This is a genomic window from Anabaena cylindrica UHCC 0172 (genome assembly GCF_034931625.1).
Classification (GTDB): Bacteria; Cyanobacteriota; Cyanobacteriia; order Cyanobacteriales; family Nostocaceae; genus Anabaena; species Anabaena cylindrica_A.
Map to the genome: position 1 here is coordinate 1 of NZ_JAYGGY010000053.1, position 17,442 is coordinate 17,442.

At 38.3% G+C, this 17,442-nt stretch carries 19 protein-coding genes and 2 pseudogenes; 9 read left to right on the forward strand and 12 right to left on the reverse strand.

The window, feature by feature from the left end:
• Positions 1–38: 38 nt before the first annotated feature.
• Genes VB713_RS12805 through VB713_RS12810 form a run of 3 tightly spaced genes read right to left on the reverse strand, consistent with a single transcriptional unit; the run spans position 39 to position 756 of the window.
• Positions 39–356, reverse strand: a complete 318-nt coding sequence (locus VB713_RS12805; RefSeq protein ID WP_323311908.1) for a hypothetical protein — start codon at positions 354–356, stop codon at positions 39–41.
• Positions 274–453 carry a winged helix-turn-helix domain-containing protein gene (locus VB713_RS28260; protein ID WP_416242442.1) on the reverse strand — a complete coding sequence of 60 codons (180 nt, stop codon included), beginning with the start codon at positions 451–453 and terminating at the stop codon, positions 274–276. The genes VB713_RS12805 and VB713_RS28260 overlap by 83 nt, the downstream gene beginning before the upstream one ends.
• Positions 454–489: 36 nt before the next feature.
• Positions 490–756: a helix-turn-helix domain-containing protein gene (locus tag VB713_RS12810; protein ID WP_323311909.1), complete on the reverse strand. Its 267-nt coding sequence runs from the start codon at positions 754–756 to the stop codon at positions 490–492.
• Positions 757–829: 73 nt separating this feature from the next.
• Here VB713_RS12810 and VB713_RS12815 point away from each other — a divergent pair, with 73 nt between their 5' ends.
• Complete coding sequence (locus VB713_RS12815; protein ID WP_323311910.1) at positions 830–1,264, forward strand: response regulator; 435 nt, start codon at positions 830–832, stop codon at positions 1,262–1,264.
• A gap of 214 nt (positions 1,265–1,478) precedes the next feature.
• Here the strand turns inward: VB713_RS12815 and VB713_RS12820 are convergent, their stop codons facing one another.
• Positions 1,479–2,225 carry a hypothetical protein gene (locus VB713_RS12820; RefSeq protein WP_323311911.1) on the reverse strand — a complete coding sequence of 249 codons (747 nt, stop codon included), beginning with the start codon at positions 2,223–2,225 and terminating at the stop codon, positions 1,479–1,481.
• 293 nt (positions 2,226–2,518) lie between these two features.
• On the opposite strand from VB713_RS12820, the pseudogene VB713_RS12825 reads away from it, so the two are divergent.
• Both VB713_RS12825 and VB713_RS12830 read left to right on the forward strand, forming a co-directional pair.
• Positions 2,519–3,031, forward strand: a pseudogene (locus VB713_RS12825) (response regulator); the annotation flags it as partial.
• Between the two features lie 473 nt (positions 3,032–3,504).
• Entirely contained in the window at positions 3,505–3,948 is a 444-nt protein-coding gene (locus VB713_RS12830) for a DUF2127 domain-containing protein (RefSeq protein WP_323311912.1), read from the forward strand.
• Here the strand turns inward: VB713_RS12830 and VB713_RS12835 are convergent.
• The 5 genes and pseudogenes from VB713_RS12835 to VB713_RS12855 form a co-directional block, all read right to left on the reverse strand.
• The gene (locus VB713_RS12835; protein WP_323311913.1) at positions 3,945–5,189 is read right to left on the reverse strand and encodes a HAMP domain-containing histidine kinase; all 1,245 of its coding nucleotides are present in this window, start codon (positions 5,187–5,189) and stop codon (positions 3,945–3,947) included. The two genes, VB713_RS12830 and VB713_RS12835, sit on opposite strands and share 4 nt — an antisense overlap.
• A 15-nt stretch (positions 5,190–5,204) precedes the next feature.
• Positions 5,205–5,879 carry a response regulator transcription factor gene (locus tag VB713_RS12840; RefSeq protein WP_323311914.1) on the reverse strand — a complete coding sequence of 225 codons (675 nt, stop codon included), beginning with the start codon at positions 5,877–5,879 and terminating at the stop codon, positions 5,205–5,207.
• Between the two features lie 224 nt (positions 5,880–6,103).
• Positions 6,104–6,847, reverse strand: a complete 744-nt coding sequence (locus tag VB713_RS12845) for a hypothetical protein (protein WP_323311915.1) — start codon at positions 6,845–6,847, stop codon at positions 6,104–6,106.
• 236 nt (positions 6,848–7,083) lie between these two features.
• Positions 7,084–7,890, reverse strand: a complete 807-nt coding sequence (locus VB713_RS12850; RefSeq protein ID WP_323311916.1) for a hypothetical protein — start codon at positions 7,888–7,890, stop codon at positions 7,084–7,086.
• Positions 7,891–8,265: 375 nt separating this feature from the next.
• Positions 8,266–8,394 (reverse strand): annotated as a pseudogene (locus tag VB713_RS12855) (reverse transcriptase N-terminal domain-containing protein); the annotation flags it as partial.
• A 554-nt stretch (positions 8,395–8,948) separates the two neighbouring features.
• Here VB713_RS12855 and VB713_RS12860 point away from each other — a divergent pair.
• A complete protein-coding gene (locus tag VB713_RS12860; protein WP_323311917.1) occupies positions 8,949–9,497 on the forward strand; it encodes a hypothetical protein in 549 nt (182 codons plus the stop codon).
• Positions 9,498–9,557: 60 nt separating this feature from the next.
• Here the strand turns inward: VB713_RS12860 and VB713_RS12865 are convergent, their stop codons facing one another.
• On the reverse strand, positions 9,558–9,755 hold the full coding sequence (locus VB713_RS12865; protein ID WP_323311918.1) for a ribbon-helix-helix domain-containing protein: 198 nt from the start codon (positions 9,753–9,755) through the stop codon (positions 9,558–9,560).
• A 165-nt stretch (positions 9,756–9,920) separates the two neighbouring features.
• Here VB713_RS12865 and VB713_RS12870 point away from each other — a divergent pair, with 165 nt between their 5' ends.
• The 5 genes from VB713_RS12870 (at position 9,921) to VB713_RS12890 (ending at position 16,478) form a co-directional block, all read left to right on the forward strand.
• Positions 9,921–10,160: a hypothetical protein gene (locus VB713_RS12870; protein ID WP_323311919.1), complete on the forward strand. Its 240-nt coding sequence runs from the start codon at positions 9,921–9,923 to the stop codon at positions 10,158–10,160.
• Between the two features lie 380 nt (positions 10,161–10,540).
• Entirely contained in the window at positions 10,541–11,653 is a 1,113-nt protein-coding gene (locus VB713_RS12875; protein ID WP_323311920.1) for a tyrosine-type recombinase/integrase, read from the forward strand.
• A complete protein-coding gene (locus VB713_RS12880; RefSeq protein ID WP_323311921.1) occupies positions 11,653–13,119 on the forward strand; it encodes a tyrosine-type recombinase/integrase in 1,467 nt (488 codons plus the stop codon). Before VB713_RS12875 ends, VB713_RS12880 begins: the two co-directional genes overlap by 1 nt.
• A complete protein-coding gene (locus VB713_RS12885) occupies positions 13,112–15,562 on the forward strand; it encodes an integrase (RefSeq protein ID WP_323311922.1) in 2,451 nt (816 codons plus the stop codon). Before VB713_RS12880 ends, VB713_RS12885 begins: the two co-directional genes overlap by 8 nt.
• Positions 15,540–16,478 (forward strand): DUF6262 family protein, encoded by a 939-nt coding sequence (locus VB713_RS12890; RefSeq protein WP_323311923.1) that lies wholly within the window; start codon positions 15,540–15,542, stop codon positions 16,476–16,478. Before VB713_RS12885 ends, VB713_RS12890 begins: the two co-directional genes overlap by 23 nt.
• Here VB713_RS12890 and VB713_RS12895 read toward each other — a convergent pair.
• Together VB713_RS12895 and VB713_RS12900 are read right to left on the reverse strand one after the other, a co-directional pair.
• Positions 16,467–16,736: a hypothetical protein gene (locus VB713_RS12895; RefSeq protein WP_323311924.1), complete on the reverse strand. Its 270-nt coding sequence runs from the start codon at positions 16,734–16,736 to the stop codon at positions 16,467–16,469. The two genes, VB713_RS12890 and VB713_RS12895, sit on opposite strands and share 12 nt — an antisense overlap.
• Before the next feature lie 175 nt (positions 16,737–16,911).
• A complete protein-coding gene (locus tag VB713_RS12900; RefSeq protein WP_323311925.1) occupies positions 16,912–17,157 on the reverse strand; it encodes an HNH endonuclease in 246 nt (81 codons plus the stop codon).
• Positions 17,158–17,442: the final 285 nt, after the last annotated feature.

A 17,442-nucleotide genomic window follows, 5' to 3' on the forward strand; every position in this document is an offset into this window, starting at 1 on the left:
TTATCTTTTCTCAGTAGTTGTAACTTATATCTCTGTTTTTAGTCTAAACTCCAGTTATAAATATAAACACCATAAAAAGAGACTTTGGCTCTACCAGGTGAGCAGGAACTGATCCAAGAGCGTTTACCTTTAATAGACCAACCATAACCTTCATCAGTGTCAAGATGAATATGACCTTCATCTATATAAACTAACAATTCTTCCTGGTGTAGAGCTTTGTCGAGTAATACTTTGAGCTTTTCTAGATACTCCGCCCGTTTTTTTGTATTCCCTTTATTGAGTAGAGGAAAGTGCCTTTTTCCAAGACAAACCCAATTTTTTGAGACTTTTACAAATCGTTTGACGACAGCAATCAATATTAAATTGAGTTTTTACCCACTCTACTAGACGAGGGAGATGTCCATCGCGGTATCGGTTGCTCTGTCCTTTCCTGTGGTGGTATTGCCGACAAATTCAACGCATCTCGGATTTGCTTGTCTAATCCTTGTTCTATTTCTGGAGACAAAGGGGGGGGTGTCCACCACTATGCTGGTAAACTAATCTTGATGAGCCTCCCTGATTGTACTGATGTACCCATCCCATGATTGTTTGTGGATGACGCTTTGTTTGGTGTCCTATTTTCGTTGCACTTTTACCTTTACTTATCTCGTACAGCGCCATAAACCTTTCTCTGCTTCGAGGATGAGTTGCTTTTAACGCCTTCTCTCTTAGTGTTTCTGCATTTTCTCCCCAACGGCTACAGTCTGGTTTTAACATCTTGTCTCTCACCTAATTTCCCCTCCCAATTAGGTTACATCAATTTCTGAAAAAACTATAGGTTTCAACTTGGATGGGGTTTAATTCAAAAGCCCTTTCACATTTGACTTCTGCCTCATCACTTTTAGCAGGCTTAAAAGTTTTAGTAGTAGATGATGAACTTGATATTCGAGAGTTGCTTGTTTTTATCCTAGAACAACACGGGATGCACGTTTCTACAGCTGCATCGGCTGAACAAGCATTACAAGTTCTGGCAAATTCAGAGCAAGATTTACTCATCAGCGATATTGGTATGCCAAATGTAAATGGTTATATGCTGATGCAAGAAATTAGAGCTAGTGAAGTGAGACAATATAGCCAGATTCCGGCGATCGCTTTAAGTGGTTATGCCCGTGAATTAGATAAAAAACAGGCGCAGTCGGCAGGTTTTCAAAAAAGTTTAGCTAAACCTGTAGAACAAGCTGAGTTAATTGCAGCTATTGCAAATCTTACAGGGCGGAGTTTTTAAGATTTACTAGGTTTAGACTGGCTTTACCTGGGCAATGGGCTACGCCTTGCTATAAGCGATGCTTCCGGCAACATAACGCACTTTAGATATAGTTGAATCCTACTAAGCACACTGAAGATTCAGTTTAATTCACAGACAGTTTTTAAACTACCCATTCATCTCCTACCATGCGTGCAAAATTGACAGTGAGATGAATGAGCCTTTTTAAAAAAATCTACTGTTGAAATACTTTTCGGAGATTATTGACTTCACCTTGTACAGGTGCAGCAAGCAGACTATATTCAGTAGGAGAACTAGCTGTCTCAACTAAAGCAACTAGAGTATCGTCAAACTTCTGTAATTGAGGTGAACCGCCGTGAGATTGGATTGAAGGACGTAAAGCTTCCCAAGTCTCTCGAATTTTACCAGCAACATTTTTTAATCTAGCTGTATTCCCATCGGCTGCCCAAATTTCTAGTTCACGACCATAGTAGTCGAGCATTGCAACCTCCAAAGGCATTTTAGGTTCTAACTGCATTGCTAGTTGATCGGCGATCGCACTAACTTGGTTAGCATCGCACATCGCTTGATGGTTCTTTGCTGCAACCGTACTTTGCAAAACAGTGATACTTGAGTCAAGCTTGGCTAGGTTGACATCGGTTTTTCCCTTTTCTGTTTTAAGGTGATCTGATAGAGCTTTGAGTAGTGATAAATGGTTTTTTGCTTCTGCCCAATTGTTGGTTTTAATCAGGTTATAGATAGTCTTGCTATACTCGCCGATTTGATTTAGAGTTGCTACTTGTTCATCTTTGCTCACTATTGCAAATGCCTTTGTACCATCAACATCATCATTACTGTCACTAACTTCGATTATGGGGACACTAATCGGTGATGGAGATGCGTAAACTGATTGTACTGATAAACTTAAACTCAAAGTTCCAACCAAACTAGCTTTCAAAATAAGCTTGATAACAGATTTCATGCTAAAACCTCTATTACTGTGGTTTTGTGACTTTGCTCTGTATCTATCACCAGCAAAGCACTTTAGGAATTGCTTCCTCTAGACTCTATCAGTCAGATGTGACAAATTCTTTACAAAACTATAAAAAAACAGTAACAATTTTCTCTTTATCTAATTTGCAAATAATGTTTGCAAGTTTTCACAAGTATTTCTGAAACACAAAATAATTTTTTCAAATCCTGATAAATCTTTCCAAGTTCTTTACTTTTACTAACTAAATTGAAATTACAGCAGAAGTCAAAAGTCAGTTATATATGGAAATCTTAATTGTTGAGGATAAATTTGAAATTTCTCGGTTAATCCAGTTTTCTTTGGAAGACGAAGGATTTTCTTGCCATAATTGTGGTGATGGGCTTCAAGCATTCCAAATAATTCAAGAGCATCAACCGAACTTAATCATCCTCGACTTGATGATTCCTAGTCTCAATGGCTTAGAGTTGTGTGCCAGAATTAGACAAAAACCTGGTGCAAAAGACCCCTACATCTTAATGTTGACAGCTAAGAGTGAGGAAATTGATCGTATTATTGGCTTGTCTACTGGTGCTGATGATTACTTAGTCAAACCTTTTAGCCCCAAAGAGTTAGTTGCCAGAGTTCGGGCGCTTCTGCGACGTAGCTTGCGTCAACCAGAGAAACATCAAATTTACCGTACCCAACATTTTCTGCTCGATATAGAGCAACACTCCGCTTTGCGTCAAATGAACCCTAATTTTTCAGAAAAAATAGATTTAACAAACTTGGAATTTAACTTACTAATAAATTTAATCCTGAATCTGACTCATTAGCTTTAAACTTTCAGTATGAAAACGAGCTTAACAACCTCAATGATACTGACGCTGCTTATGTCAGAGCCATCAGAGAACATTTTGATTAAAATGTGAGGTCGATTGCTTAAAATTAGTTACATAAGGGATGGGAATACAACCCATCCCTTAATTTTTACTATACTAGTGGTACTAAATAAAAAATATTGACAATTAATCTTTTCTAATTCTTGACCTTTATTAAATATATTGATATTAAAAAAAATTAAAAACATAGATTTAAGCAACATACATTATGAATGCTTCAACACAAAAGCTGACAAACAGTATACTTAATTTTTATCATATTATCAATTAATTATCCAACCTGGGAATATAATTATCATAAATCAATCACAGATTTAGGTTGTCAACCTTTTTATTGACAACCTATTTAGCTTTCAGCAAGCAATAAAGTAACAAGTAAGGAAAATTAAATGATCGAGAAACGTCCTCCAGGATTAATAGCAATTGTTATTTATAAAGGCTTTGTTGCCTTACTACTTACAGCTACATCTATTGTTCTACTGTTAGCTTTAAAAAAACATGATACTCTTGTGGTCTTTTCCGAATCTTACATATTGGAAGGTAAACGCGAAGTTATTGAGTGGTTACTAGAAAAAATTATTAATATCAAACCACAAACTTTAAAATTTAGTGGAATTGCCACTGCAATATATGCAGTTGTGACAGCCATTGAGGCTATCGGTTTATGGTATGAAAAAACTTGGGCAAAGATATTAGTTATTGGATTAGTTGGTATTAGTATACCTCCCGAAATCTATGAGTTAATTAAAGGGGTGACAATTTTAAAAATTTTAGTATTTATGGTTAATATAGCTGTGCTATGGTACTTAATTAGACATTTTTATAAACATTAATTAAGAGAACTTGCAGGTAAACACACTGTAAAACAACTTCCAATTCCCAATTGACTTGTGACGGTAATTAATCCACCGTGATTTTGAGCAATAGCTTGGGCAATAGCCAATCCTAAACCAGAACCACCAGAATTATAAGAACGTGATTTATCTGCTCGCCAAAAACGCTCAAAAATATTTCCTAAATCTTTTGGTGCAATGCCTACACCTGTATCTTGAACATTAACTACTATATCTGAAGCAGAACGATTAGCTGTGATTTCTACTATCCCTTCTGACGGTGTGTAATGTATAGCATTTTGAATTAAATTAGTAAATAATCGTGTTATTTGATTTGTATCACCTAATAGATAAAGCTTTTCAATTAATTGACTTTTGAGATTAATTTGTTTAGCGATCGCTTGCGGATAATACATTTGTACTAAGTTATTTAAAATTGAACTGAGATTAACAGTTTCTTCACTGCGGCTAGGAATATTATCATAACGAGCTAAAAATAGTAAATCTTCAGTGAGGCGAGTCATTTGGTTCGTAGCACTAGAAATAGCCTGAAATTTTTCTGCATCAGTTTCTCGCATTCCTTCTGGATACTTGAGTGCTACCCCTGCATTACTTTTAATCGCCATTAAAGGACTGCGGAGTTCATGGGAAGCATCAGCAGTAAACTGTTTTAAGCATTCAAAGCTTTCTTCAATTGGTTGCATCGCTTGACGAGTTAGCCAAATTCCGCCAACACTACTAATAATCAAAGCTACAACTATTCCACCACCTAATCCCAAATCTAATTTATTTAAAGTTTCATCAAATTCTTCTAAAGATTGACTGGCTCTTACATACCCAATGAATTGTTTATCATCACTACTAATAATTGGTAAAGTAACAAACTGAATGCGATTTTTACCAACTGTATTAATTTGTTGTCCTTCTGTTACATGAACAGGTAGACTTAAAATATCTCGCCCCTGCTTTTTGATTAGATTACCTTTAGTATCAAACCAGTTTAACCCTTGATGATTTTCAAATAATTTATCTTGAGGTAAGTCATTTTCAATTTTAATTCTTCCGTTATCAAACTCTGCATTAGCAGCAGCAACTTGTGCTAATGCAGCAAGTTTTTCTGTTTGTTGTTTATGGAGGCTATGGGTAAAGACAATCCGAACAACAATTGCAAATCCACCTAAGATTAATGATAATACAATTAAATAAGACAACAGTAAACGATGGCGAATTCTTTCAAACATAAACCAGATTTGCCCTTACTTAGCACACAGACGATAACCAACACCGTAGACAGTTTCAATAAAATCCTCTGAACTTCCTATTGCTCTCAGTTTCTTTCTTAAATTTGTAATATGAGTTTTAACGGTTTCCTCGCCGGATAATTTATCAAATTCCCACAATTTATCTAAAATTGCCGAGCGAGTTAAAACTTGAGTAGGATTTTTCAAAAAACATTCCAATATCATGTATTCTTTATGTGTTAATGATAGAGGCTTACCTGCGTAGGTTACATTGCAATTACTAGAGTCTAGTTGTAAATCACCGTGAATTAAAATTAATTGGCGAGTTTCTGGACTTCTTCGAGATAAAGCTCTAATTCGTGCTGCTAATTCTTCTAGTTCAAATGGTTTAACTAAATAATCATCTGCACCAGCATCAAGTCCAATTATTTTATCTGGCGTTGTATCTCGTGCTGTCAACATCAAAATAAAAGCGTTACAATTAGCAGCACGTAACCGTTTACAGAGAGTAATTCCATCTAAGCACGGCAACATTAAATCTAATAAAATTAAATCATAATTACCTGCTTCGGCATATTCCCAACCTTCAATCCCATCACCAGCAATATCTACAGCATGATGCTGGTGTTTTAAATCTTCGGCTAAGGGTTTAGCGATGCGATCGTCATCTTCAACTATTAAGATTCTCATATCTTTGATGCTATGCCAAAAATCAGAAAGGGAAAATTTAGCAACCCTACGATTCCAAGGATGAGAGGTGTTCCTATTATGGCGTGAGTTAAGCTAATCGTTGCATAATTAAGGCGGGCAAGACTTCGGCGTGAGCGCTCAGTCGAACGCTGCCCACCCCACAAGATATTGATAAAATTTTGATATGCAAATTAGATGTATTTTAGCTTATCTCCTTAAACGCATCACTCAATTTGGTGACGCACCTTTTTCTCGTTTCGCACGGAAAAGAATAGGACAATTGCCAGCAGGATAAAGGCGATCGCCGAAGCATATTCCCTTGGCAGTGAGAGTCCGCCATTTTTCACTGGTTTGGTCAGAAAATCTCCAAAGGTGGCTCCGAAGGGTCGCGTGAAGATGAACGCGAGCCAGAATAGGAGAATATCGCTCAACTTTGTTACGTAGTGAAGGGCGATGACAACACCAATGACACTGGCTGTCACGAATGCGCCCTGGATATAGCTCAGTCCCAAGTTGCTTGTCAGAAAGTCACCAAAGGCCGTTCCCAAACTGTTGGAGAACACGACAGCCAGCCAATAGGTAGTCTCTGCGTCTTTCCTGATGATCGGATAAACGCTCAAGTCTCGATCCCGGTAGTACCAGATGGCAAGAACGCTCAACAGACAGGCTACCAGGATCAGCGATCCCACTGCGTAGCCTAGCCCAAAAGATCGATCCATTAAGTCTGAAACTTCGGTTCCGGCTGTGGTTGTTGCAATGATCGCCACCCAGTAAAGGACTGGAATATATCTCTCGGATTGAATTTGAAAAAATAGGAGAATGGCCAAAAGGGCGAAAGTTACGGCAAAGGCTATGTAATATCCCAGCCCAAGAGTCATTGAGATGAAGTCACCTGCTGTCTCGCCGAGCGTCGTGGCGATAATCTTCATGATCCAGAAGTAAATTGTGACTTTTGCAACTTTGTTCATTTATTTTTCACAATAAAAAATAGTCAGTCATGATCATTCAGATTAGCTGAGTCTGGTGGAAACAACTAAGATATCAATGGCACGCTTGAAAAGCTCTAAGCTGTGTGGAATAAGCACTACATTAACATTAAAAGCTATTGAACAGTCAACAGATAGGTTAGGTAATCGCAAATTGCCAACCAAATCGCCTCTTCACAAACAGAAAAATCCCATTCGTTTGAGAAGGCGATCGCTAATCAGTCTTGTCGGTCAATCGGCAATAAGGCTGGTTTCTTCTGCGTAAGGGTTAAGTAAATAACCAGACTCGCAATTATAGACAGAAAAAGCATACTGGTTCCGACTGTACCAAAACCAAAACCTCCATTTGTAGAAGATTGGGATAGTAAATCACCCATAGATGCCCCAAGCGGACGAGTCAAGATGTAAGCTAACCAGAATGCCAAAACTGCATTCATCTGGAAGTAATAATAAGCGATCGCAATGATTGCAATTGAAGCACCAAATATCAGTGCTGATTGTGCATAACCCACTTTCAAAGCCTCTGCTAAAAGGTCTCCTGTTGCAGTACCCAAAGCAAACGTAAACAAAACAGTTACCCAATAAAAAAGCTCTCTTTTAGCTGTATTTATGGAGTGCATGGCTAATGTCTTTTCGTTTGCATACCATAGCGCAAATACCACCAACAAGGAAACACTAAAAATTACAGTAGTTGTTACCAAACTAACTCCAAGCTCGTCTACCAATCTATCAGTGATCAGTGTGCCAACGATACTTATCAAAACGACCACAAACCAGAAACTTGCTGGAACATAGCGTTTCAGCTTAAACTGATTCAACAACACAATTAGTAACACGCTGCTCATAATGTAGGATGTAACACCTAAACCCAAGTTCAGGGTTGCTGACAGAAAATCTGCTGCGGTTTCACCTACCGTGGTTGCCAGAACCTTAATAATCCAGAAGTAAATTGTCACCTCTGGAACCCTGTTTAACATCTTCTTCATGATATTTGTTCTTATCGATTTTTTGCTAGAAGTTGACATGAAATCACATCTTTATCTGAACTTGCAGGTTCATCGTAGAGAGAAAAAGTCAAGAACTTGGAAATATATGACTGGCAATGAAAATTTTTACTCTCTACCTACTAATTTCCGTCTTCCGGCTTTAAATACCAGCAGTAATACGATAGCTTCTCTTCGAGACGCTCCGCGAACGCTCGCCGTAGGCATCGCACTCAAGCGAAAATACTTCCAGCGATGAAATAAGGTTAGTTGCAGTGGTTATATACTGCTTTGATTGACTGAGGCTTTTTCGCCATGCTTCCATATAAGTATAGAACACAGGAGTAATATATTTAATTTCGTCAAAGTACTTAGGTTTACGTAACATTGATTCGTATTCCCTAAATGCGACTGTTGTGCTGACCGCTTGTCGCCAACTTGAACAGCTTTAAATACGCGTCTTTGAAGGCGGAAAAGGTTACGGCGGAATTTCTTCCACGGTAGAGCTTTCCAAGATTCACTAGTTTTATAACTGTGTCTAATCATTTTCTCTTCTCTGGGTTGTATTTTCTGAACACCTCGCAGCAATTACGTTGCGTCCTACCCTAACTGTGGGGATTCCTCCGCTCGTCTGGGCTACCCAAGGTTCGACTGCCTTAAGACCCACAATTAGTTTTTATTCGTTCCCTCGGTGAGATTGATAGTTCCTTTAGATGTAGCCACTTCAACTACTAGATTCCCTGGACTCTTGCCGTTATACGTGCAATTACGGCGGGGATTAGCTCTAGTGGGGTCAGGGGTGATGGTTGTTACGCCCTGCCCAAAGACTAAGTTGCTTTTCTAGGCTCTGTTTCATCATGGGAACCCCCTATTAGCGCTAGTGTCAGCCCGTAACGGCTGTTTCTTTGAGCCAATACTGGTAATCCTTCTTACCCCGATTGCCAAAGTCTTCCTTGCTTTATATAAAATTGAGTGAACTTTACAAGCTCCCATTTTCACTTTGTCTGCAACAAATTTTCATTTAGTCTGCAAACCGACAAGTGGTGAGCCAGCAAAGAAACTTTCATTATAAAATTCTTGATATCACAACTGATATCGCCATGAATAACAAGACCCCACCCAGCCAAATGATCCGCGTGCCTAATGTACTAATTCCTGTAGTACAAAAACTCTCAAAAATTCACCGTGATGGTCACACAACGGCGTTACTGCAAGGGTTACAGGAATTGATTTCGCAGTTTGATAGCAGTGCTAAACTGGAAGCAACCACCGAGTTACAGGAGGTGGAGGAGAAATTGGGGCAACTGGAAACACACCTTTGTCAGCAAGACGAACAGCTGGCTGTTAAACTAGAAACTATTGCCAAGCACTTAGATAAAATTGAACGGGCTATAGCTTCTGGTAGATACAGTAACTCTAGACCTCGGAGTTCAGCGTATCCATACCAGTATCAACAAGCAGTAGAAATCAACTCCTTCCCCAATGAAAATTTAGCGCAGAGATTGGGGATGACACCGCAGAGTTTAATTAATGAACGGGAAACCAAAACTGAACAGGAATTCATCAGCTGGTCTAGGAATCGAGATCCTAGTGGGTTGGGCTGGAAATTTCAGGCAGAAGATGGGTTGTATTATCCAGTTCGGCAGTAGGAGGTTAGTAACTAGCTAGTATTTTACTAACAAATGCTAACAATAATTGTTCACAGGTTATTAATACTCTGTTATATCTATTTTTACTAATTCCAATAAACCCTGTCTAATCACCTGTTCAACTAACTCACTTCTAGTGATGCCTAATTTCTCGGATACCCTATCAAGTTCTGTGGAAGCAGTCTCAGTTAGCATGATCTGATACCTCTGCTTTGGTTCACCATATTTGTCTTTCTCAGCTTTTCTTGGTCTTACCACTGGCTATACACACATCAATACCTCCACACTTTACAAATTTATGGGCAATACTATATACACACTTACACATCTACATATAAAATAAAAATAAGGCGACACCTACGCTGCACTTTGTGAATCTTGACAGGTAGGCAAATCGCCTTAACCCTTACAGGTAAATCAATCATGACACAAATTCAAAATTTTCTCGCCAGTGCTAATGACACCACAGTAGTCAAAGAACAACCCAGTAACAGAGAACCATTAAAGCATTTATTAATTGGTTCAAGGAGAACTGTTACCAGTACAATTCATCATTTACAGGTAATTGGTTATGCAGATGTTGGAGATTGGAGCGAACCCATACCCACTGGTAATGTTGGGGAGTTCATGAGTATTTTGATCAGACAAATCCTGATTAAATAACAAGAAATAACCAGTGTTGCCAACTAATTAAGAATTATTTTGACAGGAGGAGGTTAAACCCTTCTGTCAAGAAAATTTTATGGATTTGTTCCTTGTCTCGTATAGATATTCTTTACTTTGATGAATAATTGTGATTGTTGTTTCACCCTTTTTCTTCAAGAAAATATTTAAATCTCAACTGAATAAGATTTAAAATCTTGATAGATCAAACAGAGATAATTGACCAACAGAAACATTACCCTTCCCACCACGATGATAATGAAGGTGGCATCCACTTTATATAGACAACAACAACCACCTCCACAACATAGAAAAAACAACAACAACAGACCTAATTTTTGCGTTAGGGTAGAAACAAATTAATTTCCACAACGTAGAAAATGGTCAAAGTAGAATGGGCGATATCCCCTGACACAGAAGAAAGATTTAGCTGTGTCTTCGACCCTAAAACCTGCCTACCCATAGAGCCAATCCAAAGATTTTTGAACTACTGTAGAAAGCGACAATTAGCACCTAATACAATAAGTACATACGCCTATCGACTAGTAGACTTTTGGCGCTGGCTAGAATTCAAATCTCTCAACTGGTCTGAAATTGGGTTAAATGAATTAGCCGACTTTGTGAATTGGTACTTGCTAGGTAGTGAAATAGAAGCCATCTCAGAAAAAGTCAGAGAAATAGTTGCCAAAAGAAGTCCTCGCACCGTCAATCAAGCAGTCACCGCCATCCAAGAATTCTATACCTATCACACAATTGAAGGCAGAATAGAAGAAAAACATTTCACCAAACTAGCGCATCATTGGGGAAAAAGAGGAGGCTTTCTCAAAGGCATCGTTAAAAACAATCCACAAAAAAGCAAACGCATCAAAATAAAAGAACCAAAACAATTTAGTGGATGTCTACTAGACGAAGAAATTGCCACCTTAGCCAACGCCTGTACAACTTATCGAGACAGATTAATTATCATGCTGTTGCGTTCAACAGGAGTAAGAAGAGGAGAACTATTAGGATTACACTTAGAAGACGTAAAAGATTTAGATAACAGTGGACGCATTCGCATTGTCCGCAGAGAAGACAACCCTAATAGTGCAATGGCAAAAGGAAGAGAAAGAGAAATCCCCATTCTACACCAACGGTCAGCCATTCAAGAGACCTTTCATGCCTACCTATTAGAAGAATATCCACATAGAGCCGAAACCTTGGGACATGGAATGTTATTCGTCAATTTATCAGGGAAATGGGAAGGACAAGCAATGTCTTTAGTTCGCTTAAATAAATTATTTGACCAACTCCACAAACGAACAGGAATTAAAGCACATCCCCACCTATTTCGCCATACCTTCGCTACCAGAATGTTGCAAGATAATTATCTTGACCAATATGTACAACAGCTTTTAGGACATCGTTCAATCGTCACAACCAAAGACATTTACAGTCATGTTCTTGATGAAATGACCCTAGACCAATACCTAAGAGAAGAAGAAGAAAACTAATGGCACAAGCACTTGTTCCAAAAAAGTTACAAGAGCGAATTAAAAACTCCGAACTAGGAAAAGAGTGGATTAATGACCCACTAATGAATCAAGATATTTGGTCACTATTAGAATTGGGTTATAGCCAAGAAGAATGCCGAATTAATGGACATTATCATCTCTACTTCCACAAAATTTCACTGCCTTGGTTAAAACAACTGACTCAACTAACCATTAGAGCCAGCATTCGAGAGAGATATTCCCTGGGTCGTATTATTCAACGACTAGGTTGTTTAAACCACTTAGCACATTTTTTATATAACAATGGATATACCCAGCCCCAATCTTTAACAGAATCAATCCTCCATCAATTTATCAGCGAAATTAACACTAATAATCGTCAAAATACAATTAACTATGCTCTCAATCTGTGGCGAGAAGAAAAGTGGCTAGAAATCGCCTTCACCCCCATGAGAATTTCCCAAAAAACACCCAAAATCGAGACAATACCAGAAGAAGTTCTTTACCAAATCTACGAAAAACTTGACTTATTCCCCCCGACAATTGAAAGACTTTTTCGGTTACAATTGGCATTAGGCTGCCGCATTGGAGAAATTCTCACCATGCCACGCCACAGCCTCAAACAAGAAAGCGAAAAATGGTTTTTACTACGTTGGTTTGAAAAACTCAAACACTGGCGGTTTGTTCAGATTCATCCTCAAGTAGCTGAATTAGTTCAAGAACAACAGAGATTTCTGGATACCCAATTTGGTAGAGATAGTGAATTCGATAAACTATTTTGTCACGTTTATAGTCCCCAAAAAAGTATTCCTTGGGCTGATAGAGAATCAGAAACAAAACTGTGCTATCAACCCCAAACAATTACCAGATTAAAAATTAGTAACTGGCTAACTAAATTTCGAGAAGTAGCAGACTTAAAAGATAAACATGGCAACAGATTTAAATTAACTAGCCATATGTTTCGCCGCACCAAAGCCAGCATTATGGCTCATTGTGAAGTAGAAGATGAATATATCGCCGCCGTACTAGGTCACGGCTCCTTAGATATGTTACCTCATTATCGCCAGCGTTCACTAATCAGATTAGAAAAAGAAGCTAATCTCAAAGGTTATGTGGATATGTATGGTCAAATTACAGCTTTTAAACCGAGAAAAACCAGGTATGAAAAATTAGCGAATCTCCTCAAAGTTAGTACCCCTCTAGGAGAATGTCATCGTCCCACCATGTTAGGAGATTGTCAACATCGCTATGCCTGTCTTAGTTGTTCTCATCATCGCGTAACCCTCGAAGATAAATCCCAATTAGAAGCTGACTTAAACCGCTTACAGCAAGACCTAATTCAAACTCAAAACAACGGACAAGAAAGACGAGTAACAGAGATTAATAACCTATTAGTTTTCATCAAAAATCGTTTTCAGGGATTGTCAGAATTACAACATATTCAAAACCAGAAAAATCATGGGTAAACGCAAGCATTTACCAATTTCAATACACCAAACCCTGCACGGAAATTTATCAGTCAATTGGCAGACAGATTATATTGGCGAATTTAATTGTCCCCATTGTCATCGCGGACAGTTAAGCCATTTCTTTTATGACAAGAAAACACTTTGTCAAATTCAATTAAGCTGCGAACTCTGCCACACATACACTCCCCTCTCCTGTCAAACTAGACAGTCTCCACCCATATCAATACACCAAACCCTTCAAGGAACTCTATCAGTCAATTGGCAGACAGATTATGCTGGCGAATTTATTTGTCCTCAATGTAATCAAGAAAAAATCACCAGCTTTTATAACAATCAAAAAGCCATTTCTAAACTGAGAGTTAAATGTCAATCATGCGCTAAAATAACCCAATTAACTTGTCAACTTCCTCAACATCCAAATATCTCAATACACCAAACCCTTCACGGAACTTTATCAGTCAATTGGCAGACAGATTATGCTGGCGAATTTATCTGTCCTCAATGTAATCAAGGAAAAATCACCAACTTTTATTACTCAAAAGGGGCTGTTTGCAAACTAAAATTGTCATGTGATTTTTGTCATCAGACAACTTACCTAACTGGTACAGTTAAACACTTACCCATTTCCACTCATCTAACTCTTCAAGGAACTCTATCAGTAAATTGGGCAGAAAAGTATGCTGGAGAATTTATCTGTCCTCAGTGTAATCAAGGTCAAATCAGCAAATTTAATTATACTAATGGACATAGTTGTCAACTCAGGCTAGGATGTAATCATTGTTCCCAAAAGACCCTCCTTTGTTGTCAAGTTCCACCTCAGATTCATAGTTATCGCCCCCATTTAGTTTGTCCTAATCCCCTCTGCCATCAAATAGGACCAAATGGACAGAAAGGATGGATTTATGAAAGCTTTCAAGCCAACAGCAGACAGAGTAATTTTCGCTGTTACTTCTGCCACATTAACTTTAATCCTCACGCCACAAGTTATAATAGTTGGGTTGGGTGTCAACAACAAAAAACCTTATTGAACTTCTGTTTTGATGATGATGTTTGGGATTTTCGTCATTTTGTCAAAAACTCACCCCCTCAAATTCTCAACTTTAAGTCAATTAAACCAGAATGGTTTCGTGTCAAAGTCAAGGAATATCTATATTCCTTACTCAAATCAGGTAAGTATTCTGCCAGTGCCACACCGATAAATTCTCTAGTAGCTTTGCGTCAGTTCGGTCAAATTTTGAAGCAGAATCATATCCAAAATCTCTCTGAAATTCGCCGAGAACTAATCTTCAAGTTTCTCGACCTCAACCAAACTAACTGTAATCGGACTATTCGAGAAAAGCTATATATCCTCAAAGATTTTTGTGAATTTTTAGGATTAGAATCCCAAAACTTAGTTCGTCAGCGAGATATTCCTAAACAAACCATTCAGGACGTGGATTGGTTGGATGAAATCACCCGTCAACAGATTAAACAGCATCTCGACCAAATTCCTGCTCCTCTTGCTCGTCATTATTTAATCCAAGAATATACAGCTGCTCGTCCCGCAGATATTTGTCAGATGACTTTTGATTGTTTAGTTGCAGAAAATGATCAATGGTATATCAAGTTTTATCAGCATAAGGTAGAACGATGGCACAGACTCCCTGCCTCTCGTGAAATTAGACAAATCATTGAACAACAACAGCAATGGATGAGAAAAACCTTTGGCAAGGATTACCCCTATCTGTTTTGTCATTTTAGAAGTATTAAACAGAGTTCTTACCCATCCTTTCCTAGTCTTAAACCAATGCCCAGACCCCCTCATGTAACAGCAGAGCAAAACCCAATGGTTCGCCTGATTCGTCTGTTAATAGAGCGCGAAGACATTCGTGATCATAATGGTATTAGACCCTACTTTACAGGTAAAATTACCCGTTCTAGTCGCCTCCAGGAAGTGAGGGCTAAACACGGAATGGAAGCTGCTCAACTCTATGCTGACCACCTCAATAGTGAAACCACATTTCAACACTATGCGCCTCCCACTAAGGAGCAAGTAGCGGCAGTAGATTTACCTTTTCAGAAACTACTGCTCAATTCCCAAAACCGCTTTCTCCCTTGGCAAAGTTTACCTGAAAGCCTTCTTAAAAACCCTCAAGCCCACGAACTTGACCTGGAAATTTCACCGCGTCTGACGGTCTATGGTTACTGCACCCTTGACCCTAAAACCAACTGTATCTACAACCTCTATCCCAAATGTTACGGCTGTAGTAGTTTCCGCCCCAGTACCAGCAAATTACCTCTTTATGAACGGCAATATGCTGGAGAACACAAACGCATGGAGTCAGCTAAACAAGCCGGGGCTACCCTAGCCTATGAAGAATCTCAGGCTACCCTAGAAGCAATGGATAAATGGTTATCTGATTTGAGGAAAGTTGCTAATGACGAAGCAACCATTACGTGAAAAACAGACTGCTGTCCTGCGGGCAGCCCAACAACAGCGAAAAGAACACAAACGTGAACAAGTATTTCGTGCTATTGAAGAGATTCAAAAAAGTGGTAAACCTTTGACTTTTCCTAATATTGCTCAAGTTGCTGGCTGTTCCATTTCTTACCTCTACAAATGGACAGAATTAACGGAATATATTCATGATTTACAGTCGCAAAAAACACAGCAACTTAACTCATTGGCGGAAAAACAACCTGGACCTCATAGTCTGAAAACTATTTCTGAAGTATTCAAGCAACGAATTCGAGAATTGGAGGCTGAAAATAGAGAATTAAAGCGACAGAATCAGAACTTGAGAGGTCATGTTGCTGAAATTTTTGAGTTGAAGTCGGAATGTGAACGCTTACGAACACAAATTAAGCAGTTGACTATACCTGAATCATCCCCAAAAGTTGTTTCTTTCAACTCGGTTGCCCAAAATTCAGATGATGGTGAACTCCAGAATCCATCTTTAGAGATTATTCATTTAATTACTGAAATGGGCATGAAAATCGGCGTTAGATTAAAACAGGAAATAGCTAAACATGAGCCAGAGAAAGTGAAGTTGGCAATATCCGCTTTCAAACAGTATAGAAGCCATAATAAAATTGAGAGTCCTGGTGCTTGCTTGCTGGCAATGATTCGTGATGAAGCTGAACCTAATGTTCCTCAAACAGCGATGACTCCTGAAGAAGATGAGTTTGAATGTTGGTATCGTCAGGCTATTGAGAGTGGTTTCTGTCAAGATGTTCCGAAAAAATATTTACCCATACAACAAGGAGAAATTATGGTTCGAGTCGGCAATGATAAATGTTTATCGGGCTATGAATTACAAGAGTGGCGAATGGCTAAAGCGAAAATGGAAGATAATGAGGATTCATCAATTTCTTGAATTAAAGTCAACTCTTTTATATCCGCGCTTTTCTCTTCGTTCTTGCAGCTTGTAGTAAGTTATTAAAGCAGCTTGATAATTAGGGCAATCTAAATCTTTTGATTTGCCAAATCCTCGATAAATAGCACTGCCCCAAGTTTTGGTGATCATCCATTCTCCAAATATGTTTTGGCAAAGGGTTAAGGTGTAGAATCGTGTATCTCTTTGCCACTTCGATTGTAGCCATTTGTCAAGTTGATAGGCAATTTTTACTGTCATCTCAACCACGTTTTTGCTTTGACTATGCAAGACTCTTCAATACAGTGATGTTAACAACCTTGCTCTGTTTATACGGTACTGAATCAAAAATACAAGTTAAATTTTGTCAAGTTTTCTGTTTTGTTAAAAGGGAGTTATCATGGGTTACGTTGTAGAAGATTTTCATCAATATCAGTCACATCAAGGTTTCTACGACGTGGATTCTACATAATCCACTACAAAGACAAATTAGGTTCTCTAATCTGTTATCAGATGGGTCTCTATTCCAGTGATGAACCTGTAGATTATAGGCACGAGGTTTAGTAATGTCATTAGGTTTTTCACCAGGACGTAAGCAAACACGACCGCATTTTTGGCAAGACCAATCAGCTTTTTCTTTAATGTTTTTAGCTAATTCTTTCCAGTGCTTTGGGTACACCATGATAAGTATTAAATTAAACTTTAGGATTGTGATATTATGATATTATTATAAAATAAACAACAACATTTTTTTGTGATTTAATTTTTAGCTTCTGCATTCAGCAATCAAGGTTCAGCTAGAAGTTGAAAAACTGAAGATTAGATGTAAATTCCTCATCAAAGAAAGAGAATTCAAGATTCAGTAGTCAGAATATCTCATCTTTGTATTGAATTTTGAGCTTAAAATGAAAATCACACCCTGGATGCAAGGAAAACTCACCATGACAGTTACTACTGCTAAATGGAG

Excerpts from the sequence above, each read along its gene's own strand:
- VB713_RS12835 (WP_323311913.1), bottom strand. The coding sequence starts at position 5,189 with ATGTTTGAAAGAATTCGCCATCGTTTACTGTTGTCTTATTTAATTGTA.
- VB713_RS12850 (WP_323311916.1), bottom strand. The coding sequence starts at position 7,890 with ATGTCAACTTCTAGCAAAAAATCGATAAGAACAAATATCATGAAGAAG.
- VB713_RS12830 (WP_323311912.1), top strand. The coding sequence starts at position 3,505 with ATGATCGAGAAACGTCCTCCAGGATTAATAGCAATTGTTATTTATAAA.
- VB713_RS12870 (WP_323311919.1), top strand. The coding sequence starts at position 9,921 with ATGACACAAATTCAAAATTTTCTCGCCAGTGCTAATGACACCACAGTA.
- VB713_RS12840 (WP_323311914.1), bottom strand. The coding sequence starts at position 5,879 with ATGAGAATCTTAATAGTTGAAGATGACGATCGCATCGCTAAACCCTTA.
- VB713_RS12815 (WP_323311910.1), top strand. The coding sequence starts at position 830 with ATGGGGTTTAATTCAAAAGCCCTTTCACATTTGACTTCTGCCTCATCA.
- VB713_RS12820 (WP_323311911.1), bottom strand. The coding sequence starts at position 2,225 with ATGAAATCTGTTATCAAGCTTATTTTGAAAGCTAGTTTGGTTGGAACT.
- VB713_RS12885 (WP_323311922.1), top strand. The coding sequence starts at position 13,112 with ATGGGTAAACGCAAGCATTTACCAATTTCAATACACCAAACCCTGCAC.
- VB713_RS12880 (WP_323311921.1), top strand. The coding sequence starts at position 11,653 with ATGGCACAAGCACTTGTTCCAAAAAAGTTACAAGAGCGAATTAAAAAC.
- VB713_RS12810 (WP_323311909.1), bottom strand. The coding sequence starts at position 756 with ATGTTAAAACCAGACTGTAGCCGTTGGGGAGAAAATGCAGAAACACTA.
- VB713_RS12845 (WP_323311915.1), bottom strand. The coding sequence starts at position 6,847 with ATGAACAAAGTTGCAAAAGTCACAATTTACTTCTGGATCATGAAGATT.
- VB713_RS12895 (WP_323311924.1), bottom strand. The coding sequence starts at position 16,736 with ATGACAGTAAAAATTGCCTATCAACTTGACAAATGGCTACAATCGAAG.
- VB713_RS12900 (WP_323311925.1), bottom strand. The coding sequence starts at position 17,157 with ATGGTGTACCCAAAGCACTGGAAAGAATTAGCTAAAAACATTAAAGAA.
- VB713_RS12875 (WP_323311920.1), top strand. The coding sequence starts at position 10,541 with ATGGTCAAAGTAGAATGGGCGATATCCCCTGACACAGAAGAAAGATTT.
- VB713_RS12860 (WP_323311917.1), top strand. The coding sequence starts at position 8,949 with ATGAATAACAAGACCCCACCCAGCCAAATGATCCGCGTGCCTAATGTA.
- VB713_RS12890 (WP_323311923.1), top strand. The coding sequence starts at position 15,540 with ATGACGAAGCAACCATTACGTGAAAAACAGACTGCTGTCCTGCGGGCA.